This window comes from Xanthobacter sp. NM-25 (assembly GCF_022138605.1).
Classification (GTDB): domain Bacteria; phylum Pseudomonadota; class Alphaproteobacteria; order Rhizobiales; family Xanthobacteraceae; genus Xanthobacter.
On record NZ_JACBFS010000007.1, the window covers coordinates 83,697 to 106,239 of the forward strand.

Here is a 22,543-nt window from a genome sequence, read left to right on the forward strand (position 1 = left end):
CATGCGCGGCATGCAATCGGCCCACCGCCTCGCCCAACGGAGGGCGCGGAGCGCGGATGAAGCGGAACTGGGAAGGGGTCGGAGGCTTGGGGTCAGCTCCGCCAACCCACAGCGGGCACGGCGACGGCCCCCGGCAGACGGACCGGCGGAGCCAATGGCCAGTGGCGCTAACTGCCGTTCTTGCCGAAATTGCTCATGTGACCCTCACGCTGGGCCTGTGCCCGCCACACCTTGGCAGCGGCCTTGAGCTTGGCGTCGGGGGCAATCCGCGACATCAGGCGATCCAGATGCGCGCTACCGCACTTGGGGCACAGCGGCGTGTCCGACATGCCGATCAGCAGCTCGCTATCCGTGTTGCAATCCCGACAATGGAAGCCATAGAGCGGCATCTGGCAACCTCTAGACCCGACACGACACCGCACACGGCGGGCTCGTGCCCTTGAAAACACTTGAGTTTCCGACGCGCCGGGGGGACGGACTGCCGGAACATGCGACGACACCCCCCATCAATGCAGGAAGCGGGCCAGGGCAGCCCTCGCCCCATCCGGCCGGCGCCGGCTTCAGTCGAACAGGGACAATTGCTCGCCCACGGGCTTGCGCCGCCGGAAGTGGGCCGTCGTGAGCTTCAGCCCCCGGCCCTGCAGGCCGAGGCGCCGGGCGGCGATCTCGAAACGCCGCCCCAGGGTCCAGGCATAGGGGCCATCGCCGCGCATGCGGGCGCCGAATTCGGAATCGTAATCCTTGCCGCCGCGCATCTGCTGCAGCAGCGCCAGAACGTGGCGGGCCTTGTCGGGGAAATGGGTCACCAGCCACTCGCGGAACAGGTCGGCCACCTCCAGGGGCAGGCGCAGCAGCACATAGCCGGCCTCGCTCGCCCCCGCCGCCTTGGCCGCATCGAGAATGCGTTCCAGCTCCATGTCGTTGAGGGCGGGGATGAGCGGCGCCGTCATCACCGCCGTGGGAATGCCCGCCTCGCTGAGCCGCTGCAGGGTGCCGAGCCGCCGCTGCGGGCTCGCCGCCCGCGGCTCCATCAGCCGCGACAGGTGGGGATCGAGGGTGGTGATGGACACCGCCACCTTCACCAGCCCTTTCTCCGCCATGGGCGCGAGAATATCGATGTCGCGCGCCACCAGGCCGGATTTGGTGACGATGGCCACCGGATGGCCGAACTCCCGCAGCACCTCCAGCAGCCGCCGGGTCACCTGATATTGCCGCTCGATGGGCTGGTAGGGATCGGTATTGGTGCCCATGGCAATCACCCGCGGCTGGTAGCCGGGATGGGACAATTCCCGCGCCAGCAGCTCCGGCGCGTCGGGCTTCACGAACAGCTTGGCCTCGAAATCAAGACCCGCCGACAATCCGTGATAGGCGTGGGTCGGCCGGGCGAAGCAATAGACGCAGCCATGCTCGCAGCCCCGATAGGGATTGATGGAGCGGTCGAACCCCACATCCGGCGACTGGTTGCGGGTGATGACCGTGCGGGCGCGCTCCTCCGTCACCTCGGTCTTGAAGGCGGGCAGGTCCTCCAGGCTCTGCCAGCCATCGTCGAACCGCACCCGGGCCGCCGGCTCGAACCGCCCGGCCGCATTGGAGACCGCGCCCCGCCCGCGCCGGCGACCGGCCGCCACCTCGGCTTCCGGCCGCATTGCCTCTGCCGGCGCGGGTACCACGGTGGGCTCCACGGCCTCGATGCTCTGAGCGTCTTCGGCCTCGCGCGCCCTGCGGGCCCGATCCTGGTCCAGCCGACCGTACACCCGCGCCCGTCCGGGCGCGGCCCCCTCCCCCGGGAGCCCCCTCGCCTTGCGGCTTCCCTTACCACTTCCCTTACCAGTTCCCTTACCACTTGCCTTGGCACCTGCCTTGGCACCTGCCTTACCGCCTCCTTGGCCGTTCCCTTTGTTCTCGCCCTCGCCCCTGGTCCCGCCTTGGGGCACCACGGACGCCGCCCGGACGGCCATCGGAGCCGCCATCTGGGGCACACATGCCAGCAGGTCCCCCGCCGGTGCGGACGGGGGCGGCGCGGGTGCGCGTGGGGGGCGATGCAAGTTCATGGCGCAAAGCTAACACCCGACCGCGAACATAACAAGAACATCTGTGCGGAAAGGAGCCTCGGCCGGCCCCATGACGCTTGAGGCGCGCCTTTGCTCTATTGTACGCTGCAGCAGCGGTTGCCAGACGCTATGCCGTCCTTTAAAGCCGCAGAAGGCTTATGCGCCAGGGGGGATAAGATGGCGGATCATGCGACGATCGAATACGCCACTGCCGACGGCAACGACTATGCCGAGCACCAGCGCACCTATGCCTTGTTCACGGCGCTCACCAAATGGGTGACCATCGCGATCGCCGTCATCCTCGCCCTGATGTGGATCTTCCTCCTCTGAGCCTTGTGCGCCCGGAGCACTGGAGACTTCTCAAATGAAAATCGCTGTCCCCGCCGAGGCCGACCTCGGTGAGCCGCGGGTCGCTGCGACCCCGGATACGGTGAAGCGTCTCGTGGCGCTCGGCGCCGATGTGACCGTCGAAAGCGGAGCAGGCGTCAAATCCGGCATCCTCGATGCCGAATATGTGGCGACCGGCGCCACCATCGCAGCATCCGCCGCCGAGACCCTCGCCGGCGCCGAAGTGGTACTCAAAGTCCGTCGTCCCACGGAAGCCGAACTTTCGTTGTACAAACCCGGCACCCTGGTGCTCGCCATCATGGACCCCCACGGCCACGATGACGCTCTCGCCGCCATGGCCAAGGCCGGCGTCAGCGCCTTCGCCATGGAGCTGATGCCCCGCATCACCCGTGCGCAGGTGATGGACGTCCTGTCCTCGCAGGCCAACCTCGCGGGCTATCGCGCCATCATCGACGCGTCCTACGAGTTCAACCGCGCTTTGCCGCAGATGATGACCGCCGCCGGCACCGTGCCGGCCGGCCGCGTCTTCATCATGGGCGCCGGCGTCGCCGGCCTGCAGGCCATCGCCACCGCCCGGCGCCTCGGCGCCATCGTCACGGCGACCGACGTGCGCCCCGCCTCCAAGGACCAGGTCTCCTCCCTCGGCGCCAAGTTCATCGCCGTGGAGGACGAGGAGTTCAAGCAGGCCGAAAGCGCCACCGGCTATGCCAAGCCCATGTCGGCCGAATACCAGGCCAAGCAGGCGGCGCTGGTGGCCGAGCACATCAAGAAGCAGGACATCGTGGTCACCACCGCCCTCATCCCCGGCCGGCCCGCGCCGCGCCTGGTGAGCGCCGAGATGGTGGCCTCCATGCGTCCCGGCTCGGTCATCGTCGATCTGGCGGTGGAGCGCGGCGGCAACGTGGAAGGCGCGGTGCCCGGCGAAGTGGTGGAGATCGGCGGTGTGAAGATCATCGGCCATCTCAACGTGCCGGGCCGGCTCTCCGCCTCCGCCTCGCCGCTCTATGCCAAGAACCTCTACAACTTCTTTGAGACCATGGTGGACAAGTCGGCCAAGACGCTGGCGGTCAAGTGGGACGACGAGCTGGTGAAAGCCACCCTGCTCACCCGCGACGGCGCCGTCGTGCATCCGAACTTCGCCCCGAAGGCCCCGAACACCGAGGGAGCTGCACAATGAGCCCCATCACTGCTGATGCCGCAGCCGCCGCAGCGGCGGCCCAGGCGCGCGCCGCCGCCGAAGTGGCCCGCCAGGCCGCCGAGGCCGCGCAGATCTATGCCGACCAGGCCGCCACCGTGCTGGGCGCGGCCGCCCATGCCGCCACCGGCGGCGCCATCGACCCGTTCGTGTTCCGCCTCTCCATCTTCGTTTTGGCGGTGTTCGTGGGCTATTACGTGGTGTGGTCGGTGACCCCGGCGCTCCACACCCCGCTGATGAGCGTCACCAACGCCATCTCCTCGGTGATCGTGGTGGGCGCGCTGCTCGCCGTCGGCGTCACCACCGTGGGGGATGCCTCCCACGCCTGGGGGGCGCGGATCTTCGGCTTCATTGCCCTCATCCTCGCATCGGTGAACATCTTCGGCGGGTTCCTGGTGACCAGCCGCATGCTCGCCATGTACTCGAAGAAGAAGTGAGGCCCGCGACATGACCGCAACCCTCGCGGCCCTGCTCTATCTCGTTGCAGGCGTCCTGTTCATCCTCGCCCTGCGTGGCCTCAGCCATCCCACCACCTCGCGGCAGGGCAACCTGTTCGGCATGGTGGGCATGACGGTGGCCGTGCTCACCACCCTCGCCCTGCAGCCCCCCTCCGATCTGGTGGGCTGGGTGCTGGTGATCGCCGGTATCGCCATCGGCGGCGGCATCGGCGCCGTGGTGGCGCGGCGCATCGCCATGACCCAGATGCCGCAGCTGGTGGCGGCCTTCCACTCGCTGGTGGGCCTTGCCGCGGTGCTGGTGGCGGCGGCCGCGCTCTATGCGCCGCGCGCCTTCGGCATCGGCGATCCCGGCCATCTGCACGGGGCGAGCCTCGTGGAGATGTCGCTGGGCGTGGCCATCGGCGCCATCACCTTCACCGGCTCGCTGATCGCCTTCGCCAAGCTCAATGGCAACATGAGCGGCAAGCCGATCATGCTGCCGGCCCGGCACCTCATCAATGCCGGCCTCGGCCTGCTGCTGGTCATCCTGATCATCGCCTTCGTGCTCACCGGCTCGATCACGCTGTTCTGGATCATCACCATCCTGTCGCTGGTGCTCGGCGGCCTGCTCATCATCCCCATCGGCGGCGCCGACATGCCCGTCGTTGTGTCGATGCTGAACTCCTACTCGGGCTGGGCGGCGGCCGGCATCGGCTTCACCTTGGGCAACACCGCGCTGATCATCACCGGCGCGCTGGTGGGCTCCTCGGGCGCCATCCTCTCCTACATCATGTGCAAGGGCATGAACCGGTCCTTCATCTCCGTCATCCTCGGCGGCTTCGGCGGTGACGCCGGCGCGGCGGCCGCGGCCGGCGGCGGCGAGGCCCGTCCGGTGAAGCAGGGTTCGGCGGACGATGCCGCCTACATCATGCGCAACGCCGAGAAGGTCATCATCGTGCCCGGCTACGGCATGGCGGTGGCCCAGGCCCAGCATGCCCTGCGCGAGATGGCCGAGTTCCTGAAGGAAGAAGGCGTCGAGGTGAAGTACGCCATCCACCCGGTGGCGGGCCGCATGCCCGGGCACATGAACGTGCTGCTGGCGGAAGCCCAGGTGCCCTATGACGAGGTGTTCGAGCTCGAGGACATCAACTCCGAGTTCGCCCAGGCGGACGTGGCCTTCGTCATCGGCGCCAACGACGTGACCAACCCGGCCGCCAAGACCGACCCCAACTCGCCCATCTTCGGCATGCCGATCCTGGACGTGGAGAAGGCCAAAACCGTGCTCTTTATCAAGCGCGGCATGGCGGCGGGCTACGCCGGCGTGGAGAACGAACTGTTCTTCCGCGACAACACCATGATGCTGTTCGGCGACGCCAAGAAGGTGACCGAGGAGATCGTGAAGGCGTTCGGCCACTGAACCCGCCCGGCCAGCGCCCGCCGCTGGCCGGAGACTCTCATCGAACGGCCGCCGGGCCCCGTCCGGCGGCCGTTTTCATGCGCCACCACGGGCGGGGCGCCAGGGCGGATTGATCCCGGTCCACGCCGCTGGCCTGTGCTCACGGTTTTCTTGCGGGCAGCCGGTATCCTCTGCACTGCAAATGGCTTTACTATCGGCGCCGTCCGGCCGGACGCGGGTGACCCCGCGCTCGGTTCGGCATGGCAAGACCCCAGCCGGGCGATCCGGGCCGCTGGGGAAGGGGGTTGAAGGGTGAAGGGGCGAGCGTTGCACGGGCGCGCCATCCACGGCGCGGCGGTCGTCGAGCGGGCGTTTGAAGCAGGCCGGAGCGCCGCGATGGCCCTGGGCCGTGCGGCGACGCGCCACCCGCCGCATGCGCCCCCCCCTCTGCCGGACTCCCGCCGCGTTTCCCCGACCGGACGAGGCCGCCCGTGAGCCTTCCGCGTGGCATGGCCCGTCTGCGGCTGAACAAGAACGTCTCCTTCGACACCGCACTGGCGCTGGTGGACTATTTCGCCGATCTCGGCGTCAGCCATCTCCACCTCTCGCCGCTGCTCGCCTCCCGCCCGGGACTGGCGGGAGGCGTGCTGGACCATACCCAGGTCGACCCGGTGCTGGGCGGCGAGGCTGGCCTGCGCCGGCTGGTGGCGGCGCTGCGGCGGCGGCAGATGGGCCTGGTGGCGGACATCGCCCCCGCTTATCTGGCGGTGGGCGGCGCCGATAGCCCGGTGTGGGCCGATATCCTCGAATGGGGCCGCGACGCCAGCCATGCCCATTGGCTCGACGTCGACTGGCGCGGCGGCGAAAGCGGTCTGCGCAATACCCTGCTGGCGCCCTTCCTCGACCAGCCCTATGGCGCGGCGCTCGCCGCCGGTACCGTGGCGCTCGCCTTCGATGCCGCCCGCGGCCGCTTCGAGGTGCGCCACGGCCCCCACACCTTTCCCATCTGCCCGCGGGACTACAGCCAGATGCTGGAGGCCTCGCCCCTGCCCACAGCCGAGCAGATGCGCGCCGTGCTGGCGCGCCTGCCCCGCATGCGGCCGAGCCCGGCGGAGATCGCCGGCGCCAAGGCCAGCCTGGCGCGGCTCGCCGGCACCACGGAGGGCCGCTCGGTGGTGGCCGCCGTGCTGGCGGCGTTCGATGCCCGCACGGAGCTGGGCCGCGCCCGGCTCCACCGGCTGCTGGAGCGCCAGGCCTACCGGCTCGCCTGGTGGGGCACGGCGGGCGACGAGCTGAACTGGCGCCACCATCCCGACACCCCGGCCCTGGCCGCCCTCCGGGTGGAGCGGGCCGACGTGTTCGACGCCACCCATACGGGGCTCTTGCGGCTTTATGGCGAAGGCCTGCTGGACGGCTTCGTCATCCAGCAATGGGACCTGCTGGCCGATCCCTTGAGCTATGCCCGCCGCCTGCGGCTGAAGCTGGACGCCCTGGCGGCCCACCGCCCGCGCGAGGCGGGCGCACTGTATCTCGCCGCCGGCACGGCGGGACCGACCACCGAGCGGGCCACCACCGGCGTGCTCATGGGCACTTCAGATGCCGCCCGCGACGACGCCCTCGGCGCGCTGTTCCACGACCCCACCGCCGCCACGCCCCTCACCGACATCTGGACCGCCACGTCCGGTGACCGGCAGCGTTACGGCGACAAGCTCGCCAGCGTTCGCCGCGAGGCCATCCGCGATTGCCTCGGCGCCGAGCTGCAGCTGGTGGCCCGTGCGCTCCACGAGGTGGGCCAGGGGGATCTCACCACCCGCGACATCACCTTCGCCGCCATCAAGCGGGTGGTGCTGGAACTGGCGGTGGCCCTGCCGGTGCGCCGCACCTATGCCGATCTCGACGGGTTCGACGCCCGCGACGCCGCAGTGTTCCGCACCGCTCTCGAACGGGCCCGGCGACGCATCTCGCCGCTCGACAGCGCCGTGGCCGACCAGCTCGCCCAGTGGCTGGGCGATGAGCCACCCCGGCAATTGCGCGACATCGAGCAGAGCGGCGCCCGCGAGCATGCCATCGCCGCCTTCCAGCAGTTCACCGCCGCCCTGGCGCGGGTGGCGCTGGACGACACCCTGCTTTACCGGCTCGGCCGGCTGGTCTCCCGCAATGAGGTGGGGGCCGACCCCACGTTGCTGGGCCTGTCGGTGGACGCCTTCCACCAGCGTGCGACGGCGCGTGCGCCGCAGGACCTGATCGCCACCACCGGTCCACGCCAGAAGCGCGGCGAGGATGCCCGCCTGCGGCTGGCGGTGCTCAGCGAAATGCCCGGCGAGTGGGAGCGGGCGCTGCGCCAGCTGGTGGAGCTCACCGCGCCCTTCCGCACCCGCCTCCAGGATGGCGTGGCCCCCGAGCCCACCGATGTGGTGCTGCTGCTGCAGACCCTGGTGGGCGCCTGGCCGGCCACCCTGCGCGCCGACGATGCCCTGGCCCTCGGCGACCTGCACGACCGACTGCAGGCCTGGTGGCTGAAGGCCATCCGCGGCGCCCGGGTGCGCACCCGGGCGGTGATGGGCAGTGCGGATTATGAAGCCGGCTGTCTCGCCTTCCTCAAGACTCTCATGGAGGAGCGCGACGGGATGCCGGCGCGGCGCCTGCTGGCCGAACTGGTGGCGCGGGTGGCCCGCGCCGGCGCGCTCAACGCCCTCTCCCACTGCGTGCTGAAGCTCACCCTGCCCGGCATCCCCGAACTGTTCCACGGCGGTGAATTCTGGGACCTCAGCCTGGAGGGAACGGACGTTGGCCGCGCGGGGGATTATCTGGGCCGCACCTCGGGCCTGACCGCCGGTGCCATGCCGGACAAGCTGATGGACACCTATCTCGATGGCCGGGTGAAGCAGGCCACGGTGGCGCGGCTGCTGGAGCTGCGGGGACGGCTGCCGGCCCTGTTCAGCCAGGGCGACTATGCGCCGTTAACGGTGGAAGGCCGGCTGGCCGAGCACGCCGTGGCCTTCTCCCGCCGCCATCGCGGCCAGCACATGGTGGTGGTGGCGACACGCCTGGCCCTGCGCCTGCTGGGGCCGGAAACCACCACGCCGAAGGTGCCGACCCTGCGCTGGAGCGACACCGCCGTGGTGCTGCCCGATGCGCTCACCGGCACCTTCAGCGAGGCCCTCACCGGCCGCGTGGTCGACAGCCGGCTCGCCCGCTTCGATCTGTCCGACCTGCTGCTGACCTTCCCCGCGGCGGTGCTGGTGCGCAGCTAGCGCCCCCTTCTCCCGAACGGGATGCGGCCCGGCGCGAGGCCCCTGGAGCCCTTCAACAGGATAGCGCCCCTCATTGTCGGGCCCGTCAGCGGGGCGCCTGCGGCCGGGGCCGGCCCGGGCCATCGGGCGGCGCGGGAATGAAGGCCGTGTGGTCGGAGGGGATGAGATCGAACCGCCCCTCCCGCCACGCCGCGCGCGCCGCGTCGATGCGGTCGAGGCGCGAGGAGACGAAATTCCACCAGATATAGCGAGGCCCCTCCAGCGGCGCGCCTCCCAGCACCAGCAGCCGCGCCGCCGTGCGGGCCCGCGCCGTGGTGGCAAGGCCGTTGCGGAGCACCAGCATGCGGCCTGGGGGAAAAAGGGTGCCGTCCACCTCCACCTCGCCCTCCAGCAGGAACACCGCACGTTCCTCCGCCTCCGCATCCAGCGGCAGGGCCGCGCCGGGGGCGAGCACGGCATCCACATAGAGGGCCGGCGAGGCGAGCGGCACCGGGGCCCGCGCGCCGAACGCCTCGCCCAGGATGACCCGCGCCGACACGCCGCCATCCTCCAGGCGCGGCAGCGCCTCGGCGCCCACATGGACGAAGGCGGGCGCCTCGTCCTCCTGCGCCTGCGGCAGCGCCAGCCACAGCTGCACCCCGGAGAGCGGCCCGCCGCCCGCCTTCACCCGCGCATCATGACGCTCGGAATGCACGATGCCGCGACCGGCCGTCATCAGGTTGACGGCGCCGGGGGTGATCACCTGCGTGCTGCCGAGGCTGTCGCGATGGGTCATCTCCCCCTCGAGCAGATAGGTGACGGTGGCAAGGCCGATATGGGGATGGGGCAGCACATCATGGGCGTCGCCCGGGCCGAACCGCGCCGGGCCCATGCGATCGAAGAAGATGAAGGGGCCGATCATCTGGCCCTGGGGCGAGGGCAGCACCCGCCCCACCTCCATGCCGCCGATGTCGCGCCGGCGCGGCACCAGCACCGTCTCGATGGCATCGCAGCCGGCGGCATCACCAGCCTCGGGATCAGGACAGGGAAGGACGCTCATGGCGGGCTCCATCGGATCGGGGGATGAAAGATCGGGGAATGACGGTTCGCGCGCGCACGGTGCCGCGGGTGGTCACGTGGCTTGCCGACGCCATCGCCGACCGCCACAACAGGCCGACAGCCGCAACGGCGGCGAGAAGGAGACACCGATGGCGCCCGACCTGCAACAGCGCATCTATATCGAAACCCGCCTTGGCAACGAGGGGCCGAGCGCCGCCCTCGCCTATTTCTTCTGGCTGTTCCTCGGCATCGTCTCCGCCCACCGCTTCTATCTGGGCAAGACCGGCACGGCCATCCTGCAGATCATCTCCTATTTCTTTGTGATCGGGGTGATCTGGTTCCTGATCGACGCCCTGCTGCTGCCGGAGATGATCCGCGCCCGGCAGGACGAGATCCGCCGGCGCATCGCCGCCACCTTGCCCGCCTGAGGGGCACCGGAAACGACATCGCCCCGCATCAGCAGCTGATGCGGGGCGATGGGAAAGCGTGGACCGGCGCAAGGCCGCGTCGCGGGGCCTCAGGCCATTTCGCTGACGCCCTTGCGCTCGTTGCGCTTGCGCTCGTTGGGATCGAGGAAGCGCTTGCGCAGGCGGATGGACTTGGGCGTCACCTCCACCAGCTCGTCATCCTGGATCCAGGCCAGCGCCCGCTCCAGCGTCATGCGGATCGGCGGGGTCAGGCGCACCGCCTCATCCTTGGAGGTGGTGCGGATGTTGGAGAGCTTCTTGCCCTTCAGCACGTTCACTTCCAGGTCGTTGTCCCGGTTGTGAATGCCCACCAGCATGCCCTGATACACCTTCCAGCCCGGCTCGATGATCATCGGGCCGCGATCTTCCAGGTTCCACAGGGCATAGGCCACCGCCTCGCCCTGCTCGTTGGAGATCAGCACGCCATTGGTGCGGCCGGCGATCTCGCCCTTGTAGGGGGCGTAATCATGGAACAGCCGGTTCATGATGGCGGTGCCGCGGGTGTCGGTGAGCAGTTCCGACTGGTAGCCGATGAGGCCACGGGTGGGGGCGTAGAAGACCAGCCGCTGGCGATTGCCGCCGGAGGGGCGCATTTCCACCATCTCCGCCTTGCGCTCGCTCATCTTCTGCACGACGGTGCCGGAATATTCCTCGTCCACGTCGATGAGGACTTCCTCGATGGGCTCCATCACCGTGCCGGTGGCCTCGTCCTTCTGGAACACCACGCGCGGCCGCGACACGGCGAGCTCGAAGCCCTCGCGCCGCATGGTCTCGATCAGCACCGCCAGCTGCAGCTCGCCGCGACCGGAAACGAAAAAGGAGTCCTTTTCAGTGGACTCCTCGATCTTGAGGGCCACATTGCCCTCCGCCTCGCGCAGCAGCCGGTCGCGGATGACGCGGCTGGTCACCTTGTCGCCCTCGGTGCCGGCCAGCGGGCTGTCGTTGACGATGAACGTCATGGTCACGGTGGGCGGATCGATGGGCTGGGCGGCCATCGCCTCGGTCACTTCCGGGGCGCAGAAGGTATCGGCCACGGTGCCCTTGGTGAGGCCGGCGATGGCGACGATGTCACCGGGCACGCCCTCTTCGATGGGCTGGCGCTCGATGCCGCGGAACGCCAGGATCTTGGACACGCGGCCCTGCTCCACCAGCGAACCGTCCTGGGCCAGCACCTTGATGGCCTGGTTGGGCTTGAGGGTGCCGGAGCTGATGCGGCCGGTGATCATGCGGCCGAGGAAGGGGTTGGCCTCCAGAAGGGTGCCGATCATGCGGAACGGGCCCTCGTGGACGGTGGGCTCGGGCACGTGCTTCAGCACCAGGTCGAACAGGGGCGCCATGCCCTGGTCCATGGGGCCTTCCGGGCTGTCGGCCATCCAGCCGCTGCGGCCGGAGCCGTAGAGAATGGGGAAATCGAGCTGCTCGTCGGTGGCGTCGAGCGCCGCGAACAGGTCGAACACCTCGTTGATCACCTCGGTGGGGCGGGCGTCCTGGCGGTCCACCTTGTTGATGGCGACGATGGGTTTCAGGCCGATCTTGAGCGCCTTGCCCACCACGAACTTGGTCTGGGGCATGGGGCCTTCGGCGGCGTCCACCAGCACGATGGCGCCGTCCACCATGTTCAGGATGCGCTCCACCTCGCCGCCGAAGTCGGCGTGGCCGGGGGTGTCGACGATGTTGATGCGGGTATCCTTCCACACCACCGAAGTGGCCTTGGCGAGGATGGTGATGCCGCGTTCCTTCTCGAGATCGTTCGAGTCCATCACGCGCTCGGCGACGCGCTGGTTCTCGCGGAAAGCACCGGACTGCTTGAGAAGCTCGTCCACCAGGGTGGTCTTGCCGTGGTCGACGTGGGCGATGATGGCGATATTGCGCAGCTTCATGGGCTTCCAGCACCAAAATGCGAGTCCGAAATGCTCGGGCCCGCAGGAGAAAAGGGGAAAGTTGCGGCGCAAAATACACGGAAAGCGACGAAGATCAATGCGCGGCTGGCAATCGCACCGCGCCCGTGGCATGTCACAGCCGCAGATCAGGGAGGTCCCATGCAGGTCGGCGAGCTCGCCCTCGGCATCCTCATCAGCTTCGTCACCATCGCCATGCAGGCGGTCCTCACGGTGCTGCTGGGCCGCAGCCTCCAGGCGCTCAGTCACCGGGCGGTGAAGGAACGCTCCGTTCCCACCCTCATCCTGGTGATGTGCTACGCCGGCGGCGCCCTCACCTTCGGTCACTTCCTGCAGGTGGGCGTGTGGGCCACCTCCTATGTGGTGCTGGGGGTGGCGCCGTTGCACGACGCCTATGATCTCGCCCTGCAGAATTTCACCACCCTGGGCTATGGCGATCTGCTGCCGGCCAACGGCTGGCGCCTCTTGGCGCCCATCACCTCGGCCAACGGCCTGCTGCTGTTCGGCTGGTCCACCGCCTTTCTCTACACGGTGCTGAACCGCGCCGCCCAGGCGCTGCACCTGTTCTGATGCATCCTGCGGCATTCGCCTCTGCGAATACGATGGCGCCTTAGAAAAATCCGGCCGCGCCGCAGGTTTCCGCTCCGCCGGCCGAAGTCCTGGGGTATAAGAGCGAAACTGCACCTTCAGAGTGTTCCGCCGGCGACCGCATCAGATGCCACCTGATCACCCTCGCGACGACGACCCTGCGCCCCCCTCCGGCCGTCACGGCCCGCGCCCATCGGCCCCCGTCACCCCCGCCGAGGCGGCACAGGCGGCCCGCCGGATGGCGGATCATCCCTTTTTCCGCGGCATGGACCAGGCTGCCATGGCTGCTCTCATCGTCCAGGGAACGGCGGTGGATGCCGCGCCCGGCGAGCTACTGATCCGCCGCGGCGATCCCAGCACCTTCGCCCTACTGATGGTGGAGGGCATCGCCGATGTGGTGATCGACACCGCTTACGAACACGTGATGCTGGCGGCCTGCGAGAGCCCCACGGTGATCGGCGAGATCGGCGCCTTCACCGGCGTGGAGCGCACCGCCCACGTGCAGGCCCGCACCCGGGTGCGGGCCATCCGCTTGTCCGCCGACGCGCTGGCGGCCGCCGGCCAGGCGCACCCCGGCCTGCTGGCGGCGGTGCTGCAGCAATTCGGCCAGCGCTTTGCCACCTTCAACCGCGCCTTCGGCTTTTATGCCAATGCGTTGAACGCCCTGGAGCGGCGCGCCTTCGACCTGCGGCTCCTCGACGACCTGCGCAACCCACTGCCGGAACTCGCCAATTTCAGCGCCTCCTTTCGCCGCCTGGCGGAGGAACTGATGGTGCGCGAGGCGGAGCGGCGCGAGCTTGCCAATGCGGCGGCGATCCAGCGCGCCATGCTGCCGGCGCCACTCGGCCCCGAGGCCCTGGCCCATCGGGCCGACCTTTATGCGGACATGCGCCCCGCCCGGGCGGTGGGTGGCGATTTCTTCGATGCCTTCCTGCTGGCCGACGGGCGGCTGGTGGTCACCATTGGCGATGTGGCCGGCAAGGGCATTCCGGCGGCGCTCTTCATGTGCGCCACCCAGACTACCCTGCGCACGGTGCTGCGGCACGAGAGCGATCTGGCCCTCGCCATGGCCTCGGCCAACGCGCTGCTGTGCGCCACCAACAGCGAGCAATTGTTCGTCACCGCTTTCTGCGCGGTCATCGATCTCGCCAGCGGCGTCATGGACTATTGCAGCTGCGGCCATGCCGATGCGCTGGTACTGCGCGGCTCCGGCGCCATCGAGCGGCCGAGCGTGTGCGGCATGGCCCTCGCCATGATGGAGGGGGCGAGCTACACCGCCCGCCGGCTGGTGCTGTCGCCGGGCGACCGGCTACTGCTCTATACCGACGGCCTGACCGACGCCACCGATGGCGCGGATCACCGTTTCGGCGAGACACGGCTGGAGGCGGAGGTGGCCAAGGGCACGGCGCTGCGGGCGGCGGTGTTCGTCACCAGCCTGCTCGACCGTATCGAGGCGTTTGCCGGCACAACCGACCAGTTCGACGACATGACCGCCCTGGCAGTGGTGTTCAACGGCGGGGCATAGGCGCGCCCGCGCCCCACCGCGCTCAGTCGGCGAAGCGGTCCTGGTCGCCCGCCATCAGCACCAGATCGCTCAGGGTGAAGCGATCGAAATCCAAGGGTGCGCCGGGCACCAGGATGGAGCTGTCCGAGTGGCGCACCAGCGTCCACACGGTCTCCGCAACGATCCGGCTGCCTACCGGCCCCAGATGGGCGCCGCCGGGTCTCTCCGGATGCCCCGCCTCGGCCAGCAGATAGAACCACAGGGGCGTGGCTTCGGCGAACGGCGCCGCCGCCGCCCTCTGGTGCTCCGGCAGGGCGGCGAGCAGCGCAGCGCCGGCCAGTTCCGGCACGCCCATGTGGCGGGCCAGGGCCTGGCCGGTGGGCAGCCCCAGCCGATAGCCCTGCAGCAGATGCTGAAGGGCCAGGGCGGCCACCGTCTGCGGCGCGCCGGCCAGTTCCGTGTTCAGCGCCCGCGCCCGCTGCGGCGCGCGCGCCTCCAGCGGCAGGAACCCCTCCCAGGCAATGATCCAATGCTCGGGCAAGGCGTGCGGGCCCCGCCCGGCGGTGCCGAGGGCGAAGCGGGTGGCGAGGGCACCGCGCGCGATGTCGCGGAAGCAGGGATTGTAGTCATAGCTGCCGCGCATCATGGCGGGGGCGAGGCAGAAGGCGGCGGCGCTGAACTCCACCGGCATCAGCAGATCCGCCGCGCGCGCCACGCGCCAGAAGCGCGGCCCGTTCTCCACCACATCCTCCAGCACCGTGCGGTCGCAAATCTGGCCCAGCAGATCGAACAGCACCATCCATTGATAGCGCTGGCGCAAGCCCCGCCGCGCCGCGTCGAAGGTGCGGCCGCCGCTCACCAACGCATTGTGGGCCTTGAGAAACGCCACATGGAGCTGGCTCATCACCAGCATGTCGTCATTGCGCGGATCGCCACAGCGCGGCGCCCGGTCACGTGCAGGCTCGGTGCTGCGGGAAAAGCGCGGCAGATCGTTGCGATCCCCCTTGCGCGGCGGCCGCGGCAGCGTCCCGGGCGCCACCTTGCCCAGCAGCATGCGCCGCACCACCGCCGGATCACGCGGCGCGTCATAGACACTGTCGAGATCGAGTCGGCCGCTGCGCCGGTTCGACACGCCGTCGAGCTGCGCCAACGGCGTGAAGAGGGTGGACGGGTCGGTGCCCCCGTCATCGGCGCGGGCCAGCACCAGATCGTGCAGCACGAATTGCAGCAGGTAGGTGTAGGCGGCCGGCAGCGGTCCGTCGCCGGCGCTCTGCACGCGCGGCGCCGGCGGCACCGGCTGCGGCTCCGTCATGGCCTCCGCCAGGCGAGCCAGCGCGTGCACCGTCGCCGCCCCGTCGGGCAGGCGCTGCGCGGGAGCATCGAGGGTGGCGAACATGCGACCAAAGCGCCCGGCGCTGGTGCGTGCCCCGACATCGTGGGCCAACGCGCGGACCCGCGCCCCCACCGCATTGGTGCGCGATGGCCACGCATCGTCACACCCGATGGTCATCTCCATGGCACTCCTTCGCCACTCCTGCGCCGCTCCTGCGCCGCTCCCTCGCCCCGGCCCGCCCGGCCGGCGGCGACACCGCGACGACGCCGGTGGCCACCCGGCCATCACGCAGCACCTGCGGGCCTTTCGCCACAAGCCACCACGAGTGGCCCGCGCGCTTCATCCTCCATATGGGGGATGAGGCTCAAGCCCATCGTCTTGCAGGCTGGCACCATTATGCAATGCTGGGGTGACGCGGGCGGCAACCGCAGGTGGCCGGGTGGTATCGGGCGACATCTGGCGTCCCACGGGGGACGGGCCGCGCAATGGCGCCACGGGCCGGGTGACCACCCCGAGCGCACCGGCGCCGCACCTGGGGAGCGCCATTGACGGCCCTGGGGCCGGCGCACCGGGCAGAGACGAAATGGGGCGGACATGGACGATCTCGACCAGTATTCGCGGCTGATCCACGACGTTTACGAGCTGAGCGGCGATCCCGATCAGTGGGGCCTGCTGCTGGAAGGCATCACCCGCTTCATCGGCGGCCGTGTCACCCAGCTCGCCGTCTTCAGCCTCAAGAACAATCTGCGCCCCACCTGGCGGGTGTGGGGCGCAGATCAGCAGGAATACCGCACCTTCATCTATCGCCACGCCACCGAGGATCCGCGCCTGTCCTACATCCTCTCCAACCCCGGGCGGGTCATCTGCGCCGAGGATGGGGTGGACCCTGAGCAGTTCCGCGCCACCGCCTGGTTCCGCGAGGTGGTGGAGCCCATGGACCTCGAGCACTCGCTGGTGTCCTATTTCGCCAAGGAAGCGGACATCATGGCCACCCTCGCCTCCATGCGCGGCCGCGAGCCAGGACCGTTCGGCGCCCATGAAAAGCAGCGGCTGGGCCTGGTGGTGCCACACCTGCGGCGGGCGTTTGAATATTATGCCCTGCTCGATGAGGCGAAGGCCAAGGTGAACGACATCGGCGCCGCCCTCGACATCGTCGATGCCGGCATCTTCCTCACCGACGCCGACCTCAATGTCGCCCATGTGAACCGCGCCGGCGAAGCCATGCTGAAGGCCGGCGACATCGCCGTGCGCAGCGGCCGGCTGGTGTTCAAGGACACGCGCGCCGCCCGCCAGATGCCGGCGGCGGTGGCCCAGGCCCTCGCCGCCGCCCGGGGCGAGACTCACCTCAGCCACGCGGACCACATGGAAGTGCCGCGACAGGAGGGCGACGAGGCCCCCTATCGGGTCTCCCTGCATCCCCTGCCGGAAACCGCCGAGGCCGCGCGGCTCACCCAGCGCTCGCAGATCGCCGTGGTGGTGCGGGCGCCGGCCCGCAGCGGCGCCGACGTGGCGCGCCGGCTGCAGACCACCTTTCACCTCACCCCCGCCGAGGCCGGGCTGGCGGCGGCGCTGGCATCCGGCGCGGCCCTGGCGGACTATGCCCAGCAGCGCAGCGTGGCCCTCTCCACGGTGCGCAGCCAGCTCAAGGCGCTCTATGAGAAGACCGAAACCCGCCGCCAAGGCGAATTGGTCGCACGGCTGCGCGGCAGCCTGGACTTGAGCCTGGCCTGAACTCAGATTGTACTTCAACGGGACACAACTGACATGATGCGTGCGGGAGCGATCCGCATCGGCGCCTGACGGGTCCGGCCGGCGATGCGAATCTCTCCCGCCCTCTCTCCAGCCAGCGCGCCCCTGCGGCGCGCCTGCAAGACAGGTGATCAGGGGGCGACATGGTGGGGCGGACGACCAAGGTGGTGCTGGGCGGCATCGCCAGCGTGGTGGTGCTCGCGGCATTGACCAACGCCGTGGTGCGCAAGGAGCCGGCGGCGCCCGGCAAGGCGGAAACCGTGCTCCATCTCGACCAGGGATGGGATGCGGCGCGGCGCGAGCAATTCTATTTCACCCCCCAGGGCAGCACCCTTCTGCCCTATGCCTTCCTCAAGGCGCTGGAGCAGCCGGAGGGCGAGGGCCTGTTCCTTGATCCCAAGGCGGTCGCCCAGACCGGCTTCCTGCCGTCCCTGGGCCCCTCCCCGCTCAATCCGGACGGGCTGCCCATCGGCTTCGTGAAGGACCCACGCCCCGGCGGCGCCTTCGGGCCCATGGCCGGCCTCACCTGTTCCGCCTGCCACACCAACGACATCAAGGTGGGCACCACCCGCATCCGCATCGACGGCGGCGCCTCCCTCGGCGACTTCCAGATGCTGATGACGCGCCTCTCCCAGGCGCTGGATGCCACTTTGGCCGACCCCGCCAAGTTTCAGCGCTTCGCCGCGCGGCTTTCGGCCAAACCGGAAGCGGTGCGCCCGGCCCTGGAAGCCACCGCCAGCGAGATCCGCCGGCTCGATGCCGCCGGCTGGACCCCCTCGCCTTACGGCCGCGGCCGGCTCGACGCCTTCGGCCACATCCTCAATGCGGTGGCCGCCGAGGCGCTGCACAGTCCCGCCAACTTCCGGGTGCCGGATGCACCGGTGAGCTATCCCTTCCTGTGGACCACCCCGTTCCAGCGCTATGCCCAGTGGAACGGCGTCGCCGGCAATCCCATCGGCCGCAATGTGGGCGAGGTGCTGGGCGTGTTCGGCCATCCGAGCATCGGCACCGGCGCGCCGGCCACCTTCTCCTCCACCGCCCTCGCCGACAATCTCCATGCCCTGGAGACCTGGGTGGCCGAGCTGAAGCCGCCGCCGTGGCCGCGGGAGCTGGGCCGGGTGAGCCCGTCCCGCGCCCGCAAGGGGGCCGCGCTCTTCGCCACCCATTGCAGCGGCTGCCATGGGGGCCCCGACTATCCGCTGACGCCGGCGGCCGACACCATCGGCGGGCGGCAATGGCTGGCGGTGAAGATGGTGGATCTCGGCACCATCAGGACCGACCCCAAGATGCTGCAGAATTTCGCCACCCGCACCGCCGAGACCGGCGTCCTCGCGCCCCTGTTCGGCGGCGCGCCGCAAGTGCCGGCGGGCGGCGTGCTGCTGGCCGTGGTGGGCACCATCGTCGAGAACGACCTCAAGTCCCTCGGCATCACCGGCGACGCCCGCAAGGCCTATTACGGCTGGCGCTTCGCTCCAGACAGCGAGAAGCCGCAATCGGGCTGGACCACGCCGCTCGCCTACAAGGCCGGGCCGCTGGCCGGCGTCTGGGCCACCGGGCCGTTCCTGCACAACGGCTCGGTGCCCACCATCTATGACCTGCTCTCGCCGCCGGAGGAGCGGCCGAAGCGCTTCTATGTGGGCTCGGAGCGCTACGATCCGAAGATGCTCGGCTATGTCTCGCAGCTGGAGAAGATCCCCGAGAGCGAGCGCGCCGGCCTGTTCCTGTTCGACACGGCGCAGCCCGGCAATTCCAACGCCGGCCATGCCTTTCCCGATCCTTCGGTGGCGCGCCTGTCGCCCTCCGATCGCTATGCCATCATCGAATATCTCAAGGTGCTGGAGGGACCCGATGTCCGCACGCACTGACACGCCCTATCTCGACCAGCTCGACGCCCTCACCCCCAAGGACCGCTGGCCGCTGGCCCGCACCCTCATCAGCACGGACCCGCGCGGCTTCTTCGCCGAGCTGCGGGCCCATGCCCCCATCTACGAGACCGCCGAGGTGACCCTCATCGCCAGGCGGGCCGACGTGATCGAGGTGCTGTCGGCGCCCAAGGTGTTCACGGTGGAGCTCTACAGGCCGAAGATGGGCGACTTCATGCTCGCCCAGGACGAGACGGTGGTGAACTACCGCGACAAGTCGGTCATGCGCGCCATCCTCACCTGGGACGATCTGCCCAGGGTCCGCGCGCTGGTGGCCGAATGCGCCGAAGCGGCGCTGGATGGCGCCGGGGCAGAGATCGAGCTGGTCTCCGCTTATGCCCGGCTGGTGCCGCTGCGCCTGGTGCAGCGCTATTTCGGCATCAATGGCCCGGACGCCGACCTGCTCGACTGGTCCTATGCCAACCAGATGGACCAGTTCAACAACCTGCCCTACGACGGCCGCCCCGACGCCGACGCCATCCACGCGGCGGCGGAAGCCTCGCGGGTGAAGCTGAGGGCGCTGTTTGCCCAGCTGATCCCGCTGCGGCTCGCTGAGATCAAGGCCGGCACCGCCCCGGACGACATGCTCACCCGCATCCTCTCCCTCCACCTGCCGGCGAGCGCCCAGTTCGGCATGGACCGGGTGGTGATCAATGTGGGCGGGCTGCTCATCGGCGCCATCGAGACCACCGCCGAGGCGGTGGTGAATGCCCTCGCCGAGCTGTTCGCCCGGCCCGAGGTGCTGGCCGGCGCACGGGCCGCCGCCCTCGCCGACGACGATGCCACCCTCGACGGCTACGTCTGGGAGGCTCTGCGCTTCTCGCCCATCGTCGCCTTCATGTTCCGGGAGGCCTCGGCCACCTCTACACTGGCCGGCGGCACCGCGCGGGAGAAGGTGATCGGCGCCGGCACGGTGCTGCTGCCCCTGAGCCTCTCGGCCATGTTCGACCCCGACTTCGTCGCCGCGCCGGAGGAGTTCCGGCCCGACCGGCCGCTCCACACCTACCTCCATTTCGGCTACGGCCACCACGAATGCCTGGGCCGCTACGTGGGCTCCGTGATGATCCCGGAGCTGGTCAAGCACGTACTGAAACGCCCGGCCGCCCACCCCAAGGGACCGGTGGAGATGGACGGGACCCCCTTCCCCCAGCGCTGGCCGCTCGCTCTCGCCTGAAGCCGGCCCCGGCGCTGCAACGCCGAACGAACGCTCGCTTGACTTTTTGCGTCCAGCACCTGTCATACAAGGGACACCAAAGCCAAAAGAGCGCTCACTGAAGCGCCCTGGGGAGCGATCTGGGAGAGCGATGTGACCAACGACCGGCGTCCACCCGCCAGCGCGGACTATTCGCTGGAGGGCCTGTGCGGGCGCATCTATGAGCGGCATCGCGACACCATCAAGGTGCAGAAGCCCCGGGTGGCGGTGGCCAATCTCGCGCGGATCGTCGAGGCCGTGCTCACTTTGTCCAACCGCCAGGGCTTCCACGCCACCTCCCTGCGCGACCTGTCCCGCGCCGCCGGGATCAGCATGGGCGGCCTCTATTCCTATTTCGATACCAAGGACACCCTGCTGCTCATGATCCTGGAGCAGGTGGCCGGCGCGGTGGAAGAGGCGCTGTCCCAGCCGCCCGAGGAGGTGGCGGGGGATCCGGCGCGGCATCTGCGCTGGCTCATCGAAACCCATGTGGGCCTGTCGGAGGCCATGCAGCCCTGGTTCGTGTTCGCCTACATGGAAGCCAAGGCCTTTCCCGCCCCCGCCCGCACGGCGGCGGTGGAAAGCGAATTGGCCACCGAGCGCATGTTCGCTGCGGTGCTGGAGGCCGGTGCGGCCAGCGGCCGGCTGAAGGTGGACGATGTGGAGTTCACCGCCACCCTGATCAAGCCGCTGCTGCAGGATTGGTATGTGAAGCGCGGCAAGTACCGCAAGCGCGGGGTGACTGCGGTGACCTATGCCGCGCGGGTGGCCGATTTCGTGTTGGCCGCCCTCGCGCCGCCGGCTCCGCTGCCGGTTCCCGCCGCGCTACGCCGCGCGCCGAAGCCGGCCGTGTAACGAAAAAGGCCCCGGAACCGATCCGGGGCCTCTTTCATTTCAATGCCGCACGTTCGCGCGAGTCACACCCGCTCGACGATGGCGGCGATGCCCTGGCCGCCGCCGATGCACATGGTGATGAGGCCATAGCGCTTGCCGGTCCGCTGCAGCTCATAAAGGGTCTTCACCATCAGCACCGCGCCGGACGCCCCCACCGGGTGGCCGAGGGCGATGGCGCCGCCATTGGGATTGACCTTGGCGGGATCGAAGCCGAGCGCCCGCCCCACCGCGCAGGACTGGGCCGCGAACGCCTCGTTGGATTCGATGACGTCGATGTCGGCCACGGTGAGGCCGGCCTTGGCGAGGGCGGTCTTCACCGCCGGCACCGGGCCCATGCCCATTTCCGAGGGATCGACGCCGGCGAGCCCGTAGGAGACGAGGCGCGCCATGGGCTTTAGCCCCTTGGCCGCCACCGCCGTGCCGGTGGCCAGCACCACCATCGCGCCACCGTCATTGATGCCGGAAGCGTTGCCGGCGGTGACCGTGCCGTCCTTCTTGAACACCGGCTTCAGCTTGGTCATGTCGGCCAGGGTGACGTCGCGGCGTACGTGCTCGTCGGTGTCGAACACCACGGTGCCCTTGCGGCCGGCGATCTCCACCGGGGCGATCTGGTCCTTGAAGTAGCCCGCGTCGATGGCGGCGGCGGCGCGCTTGTGGCTCTCCACCGCAGCCGCGTCCTGCACATCGCGGCTTACCTGGTAGCGCTCCGAGATGTTCTCGGCGGTCACGCCCATGTGGCCGTGGCCGAACGGGTCGGTGAGCACGCCGATCATCATGTCGATGGCCGAGGTCGGGCCCATGCGCTGGCCCCACCGCACCGCCGGCATCAGATAGCCGCCGCGGCTCATGCTCTCGGCACCGCCGGCCAGCGCCATCTCGGCATCGCCCAGCTTGAGGATCTGGGTAGCGTTGACGATGGCCTGCAGGCCCGAGCCGCACAGCCGGTTGACGGTGAGGGCCGGGGCCTCCTTCGGCACGCCGGCCTCGATGGCCACCACGCGGGAGATGTACATGTCGCGCGGCTCGGTGTGGATCACATTGCCCACCACCGTGTGGCCGATCTCATCGGCGGCGATGCCGGCCCGGGCGATGGCGGCCTTGGCCGCATGGGCGCCGAGGGCGGTGGGGGGAATGTCCTTCAGCGCGCCGCCGAAGCTGCCCACCGGCGTGCGGGCGCCGGCAACGATGAAGACGTCGGGATTGCTCATGGTGAAAACCTCCCAGAACGGTCAGGACGCAGGCCACCGCGCGCGATGGAGCCGCGGGCGACAGTCAGC

At 69.6% G+C, this 22,543-nt stretch carries 18 protein-coding genes; 12 read left to right on the plus strand and 6 right to left on the minus strand.

What is annotated here, in order from left to right; translation table 11 throughout:
- Nucleotides 1–167: 167 nt before the first annotated feature.
- Both MEU52_RS18385 and MEU52_RS18390 read right to left on the minus strand, forming a co-directional pair.
- A complete protein-coding gene (locus MEU52_RS18385; RefSeq protein ID WP_238123760.1) occupies nucleotides 168–389 on the minus strand; it encodes an FmdB family zinc ribbon protein in 222 nt (73 codons plus the stop codon).
- A gap of 171 nt (nucleotides 390–560) precedes the next feature.
- Nucleotides 561–1,646, minus strand: coding sequence for a PA0069 family radical SAM protein (locus tag MEU52_RS18390; protein ID WP_238123792.1), 1,086 nt, complete (start codon nucleotides 1,644–1,646; stop codon nucleotides 561–563).
- 582 nt (nucleotides 1,647–2,228) lie between these two features.
- On the opposite strand from MEU52_RS18390, the gene MEU52_RS18395 reads away from it, so the two are divergent.
- The 5 genes from MEU52_RS18395 to treY all read left to right on the plus strand — a co-directional run bounded on the left by MEU52_RS18395 (nucleotide 2,229) and on the right by treY (nucleotide 8,681).
- Nucleotides 2,229–2,381 (plus strand): aa3-type cytochrome c oxidase subunit IV, encoded by a 153-nt coding sequence (locus MEU52_RS18395; RefSeq protein ID WP_238123761.1) that lies wholly within the window; start codon nucleotides 2,229–2,231, stop codon nucleotides 2,379–2,381.
- Nucleotides 2,382–2,415: 34 nt separating this feature from the next.
- The gene (locus tag MEU52_RS18400) at nucleotides 2,416–3,576 is read left to right on the plus strand and encodes a Re/Si-specific NAD(P)(+) transhydrogenase subunit alpha (protein WP_238123762.1); all 1,161 of its coding nucleotides are present in this window, start codon (nucleotides 2,416–2,418) and stop codon (nucleotides 3,574–3,576) included.
- Nucleotides 3,573–4,031 (plus strand): proton-translocating transhydrogenase family protein, encoded by a 459-nt coding sequence (locus MEU52_RS18405; protein ID WP_238123763.1) that lies wholly within the window; start codon nucleotides 3,573–3,575, stop codon nucleotides 4,029–4,031. Before MEU52_RS18400 ends, MEU52_RS18405 begins: the two co-directional genes overlap by 4 nt.
- 10 nt (nucleotides 4,032–4,041) lie before the next feature.
- Nucleotides 4,042–5,448 (plus strand): NAD(P)(+) transhydrogenase (Re/Si-specific) subunit beta, encoded by a 1,407-nt coding sequence (locus MEU52_RS18410; protein WP_238123764.1) that lies wholly within the window; start codon nucleotides 4,042–4,044, stop codon nucleotides 5,446–5,448.
- 470 nt (nucleotides 5,449–5,918) lie between these two features.
- Nucleotides 5,919–8,681, plus strand: a complete 2,763-nt coding sequence (gene treY / locus MEU52_RS18415) for a malto-oligosyltrehalose synthase (protein WP_238123765.1) — start codon at nucleotides 5,919–5,921, stop codon at nucleotides 8,679–8,681.
- Nucleotides 8,682–8,766: 85 nt separating this feature from the next.
- Here treY and MEU52_RS18420 read toward each other — a convergent pair whose 3' ends face one another.
- Nucleotides 8,767–9,720, minus strand: coding sequence for a pirin family protein (locus MEU52_RS18420; RefSeq protein ID WP_238123766.1), 954 nt, complete (start codon nucleotides 9,718–9,720; stop codon nucleotides 8,767–8,769).
- 148 nt (nucleotides 9,721–9,868) lie between these two features.
- On the opposite strand from MEU52_RS18420, the gene MEU52_RS18425 reads away from it, so the two are divergent.
- Entirely contained in the window at nucleotides 9,869–10,147 is a 279-nt protein-coding gene (locus MEU52_RS18425; RefSeq protein WP_238123767.1) for a TM2 domain-containing protein, read from the plus strand.
- Nucleotides 10,148–10,236: 89 nt separating this feature from the next.
- Here the strand turns inward: MEU52_RS18425 and typA are convergent, their stop codons facing one another.
- A complete protein-coding gene (gene typA, locus MEU52_RS18430; RefSeq protein ID WP_238123768.1) occupies nucleotides 10,237–12,066 on the minus strand; it encodes a translational GTPase TypA in 1,830 nt (609 codons plus the stop codon).
- Nucleotides 12,067–12,225: 159 nt separating this feature from the next.
- Here typA and MEU52_RS18435 point away from each other — a divergent pair, with 159 nt between their 5' ends.
- Both MEU52_RS18435 and MEU52_RS18440 read left to right on the plus strand, forming a co-directional pair.
- Nucleotides 12,226–12,654, plus strand: coding sequence for an ion channel (locus MEU52_RS18435; protein WP_238123769.1), 429 nt, complete (start codon nucleotides 12,226–12,228; stop codon nucleotides 12,652–12,654).
- A gap of 298 nt (nucleotides 12,655–12,952) precedes the next feature.
- Nucleotides 12,953–14,197, plus strand: a complete 1,245-nt coding sequence (locus MEU52_RS18440) for a PP2C family protein-serine/threonine phosphatase (RefSeq protein WP_238123770.1) — start codon at nucleotides 12,953–12,955, stop codon at nucleotides 14,195–14,197.
- Between the two features lie 22 nt (nucleotides 14,198–14,219).
- Here MEU52_RS18440 and MEU52_RS18445 read toward each other — a convergent pair whose 3' ends face one another.
- Complete coding sequence (locus MEU52_RS18445) at nucleotides 14,220–15,692, minus strand: hypothetical protein (RefSeq protein ID WP_238123771.1); 1,473 nt, start codon at nucleotides 15,690–15,692, stop codon at nucleotides 14,220–14,222.
- A 411-nt stretch (nucleotides 15,693–16,103) separates the two neighbouring features.
- On the opposite strand from MEU52_RS18445, the gene MEU52_RS18450 reads away from it, so the two are divergent.
- From MEU52_RS18450 to MEU52_RS18465, 4 genes are all read left to right on the plus strand, one after another.
- Complete coding sequence (locus MEU52_RS18450) at nucleotides 16,104–17,240, plus strand: helix-turn-helix transcriptional regulator (RefSeq protein ID WP_238123772.1); 1,137 nt, start codon at nucleotides 16,104–16,106, stop codon at nucleotides 17,238–17,240.
- Between the two features lie 161 nt (nucleotides 17,241–17,401).
- Nucleotides 17,402–19,123: a di-heme-cytochrome C peroxidase gene (locus tag MEU52_RS18455; RefSeq protein ID WP_238123773.1), complete on the plus strand. Its 1,722-nt coding sequence runs from the start codon at nucleotides 17,402–17,404 to the stop codon at nucleotides 19,121–19,123.
- Nucleotides 19,107–20,354, plus strand: coding sequence for a cytochrome P450 (locus tag MEU52_RS18460; RefSeq protein ID WP_238123774.1), 1,248 nt, complete (start codon nucleotides 19,107–19,109; stop codon nucleotides 20,352–20,354). Before MEU52_RS18455 ends, MEU52_RS18460 begins: the two co-directional genes overlap by 17 nt.
- Before the next feature lie 132 nt (nucleotides 20,355–20,486).
- Entirely contained in the window at nucleotides 20,487–21,227 is a 741-nt protein-coding gene (locus tag MEU52_RS18465; protein WP_238123775.1) for a TetR/AcrR family transcriptional regulator, read from the plus strand.
- 62 nt (nucleotides 21,228–21,289) lie between these two features.
- Here MEU52_RS18465 and bktB read toward each other — a convergent pair whose 3' ends face one another.
- A complete protein-coding gene (gene bktB, locus MEU52_RS18470) occupies nucleotides 21,290–22,474 on the minus strand; it encodes a beta-ketothiolase BktB (protein WP_238123776.1) in 1,185 nt (394 codons plus the stop codon).
- Nucleotides 22,475–22,543 lie beyond the last annotated feature (69 nt).

Bases quoted from the DNA above. Each gene is read 5' to 3' on its own strand.
- MEU52_RS18385 (WP_238123760.1), bottom strand. From the start codon at position 389: ATGCCGCTCTATGGCTTCCATTGTCGGGATTGCAACACGGATAGCGAG.
- MEU52_RS18390 (WP_238123792.1), bottom strand. From the start codon at position 1,646: ATGCGGCCGGAAGCCGAGGTGGCGGCCGGTCGCCGGCGCGGGCGGGGC.
- MEU52_RS18395 (WP_238123761.1), top strand. From the start codon at position 2,229: ATGGCGGATCATGCGACGATCGAATACGCCACTGCCGACGGCAACGAC.
- MEU52_RS18400 (WP_238123762.1), top strand. From the start codon at position 2,416: ATGAAAATCGCTGTCCCCGCCGAGGCCGACCTCGGTGAGCCGCGGGTC.
- MEU52_RS18405 (WP_238123763.1), top strand. From the start codon at position 3,573: ATGAGCCCCATCACTGCTGATGCCGCAGCCGCCGCAGCGGCGGCCCAG.
- MEU52_RS18410 (WP_238123764.1), top strand. From the start codon at position 4,042: ATGACCGCAACCCTCGCGGCCCTGCTCTATCTCGTTGCAGGCGTCCTG.
- MEU52_RS18420 (WP_238123766.1), bottom strand. From the start codon at position 9,720: ATGAGCGTCCTTCCCTGTCCTGATCCCGAGGCTGGTGATGCCGCCGGC.
- MEU52_RS18425 (WP_238123767.1), top strand. From the start codon at position 9,869: ATGGCGCCCGACCTGCAACAGCGCATCTATATCGAAACCCGCCTTGGC.
- typA (WP_238123768.1), bottom strand. From the start codon at position 12,066: ATGAAGCTGCGCAATATCGCCATCATCGCCCACGTCGACCACGGCAAG.
- MEU52_RS18435 (WP_238123769.1), top strand. From the start codon at position 12,226: ATGCAGGTCGGCGAGCTCGCCCTCGGCATCCTCATCAGCTTCGTCACC.
- MEU52_RS18440 (WP_238123770.1), top strand. From the start codon at position 12,953: ATGGCTGCTCTCATCGTCCAGGGAACGGCGGTGGATGCCGCGCCCGGC.
- MEU52_RS18445 (WP_238123771.1), bottom strand. From the start codon at position 15,692: ATGGAGATGACCATCGGGTGTGACGATGCGTGGCCATCGCGCACCAAT.
- MEU52_RS18450 (WP_238123772.1), top strand. From the start codon at position 16,104: ATGGACGATCTCGACCAGTATTCGCGGCTGATCCACGACGTTTACGAG.
- MEU52_RS18455 (WP_238123773.1), top strand. From the start codon at position 17,402: ATGGTGGGGCGGACGACCAAGGTGGTGCTGGGCGGCATCGCCAGCGTG.
- MEU52_RS18460 (WP_238123774.1), top strand. From the start codon at position 19,107: ATGTCCGCACGCACTGACACGCCCTATCTCGACCAGCTCGACGCCCTC.
- bktB (WP_238123776.1), bottom strand. From the start codon at position 22,474: ATGAGCAATCCCGACGTCTTCATCGTTGCCGGCGCCCGCACGCCGGTG.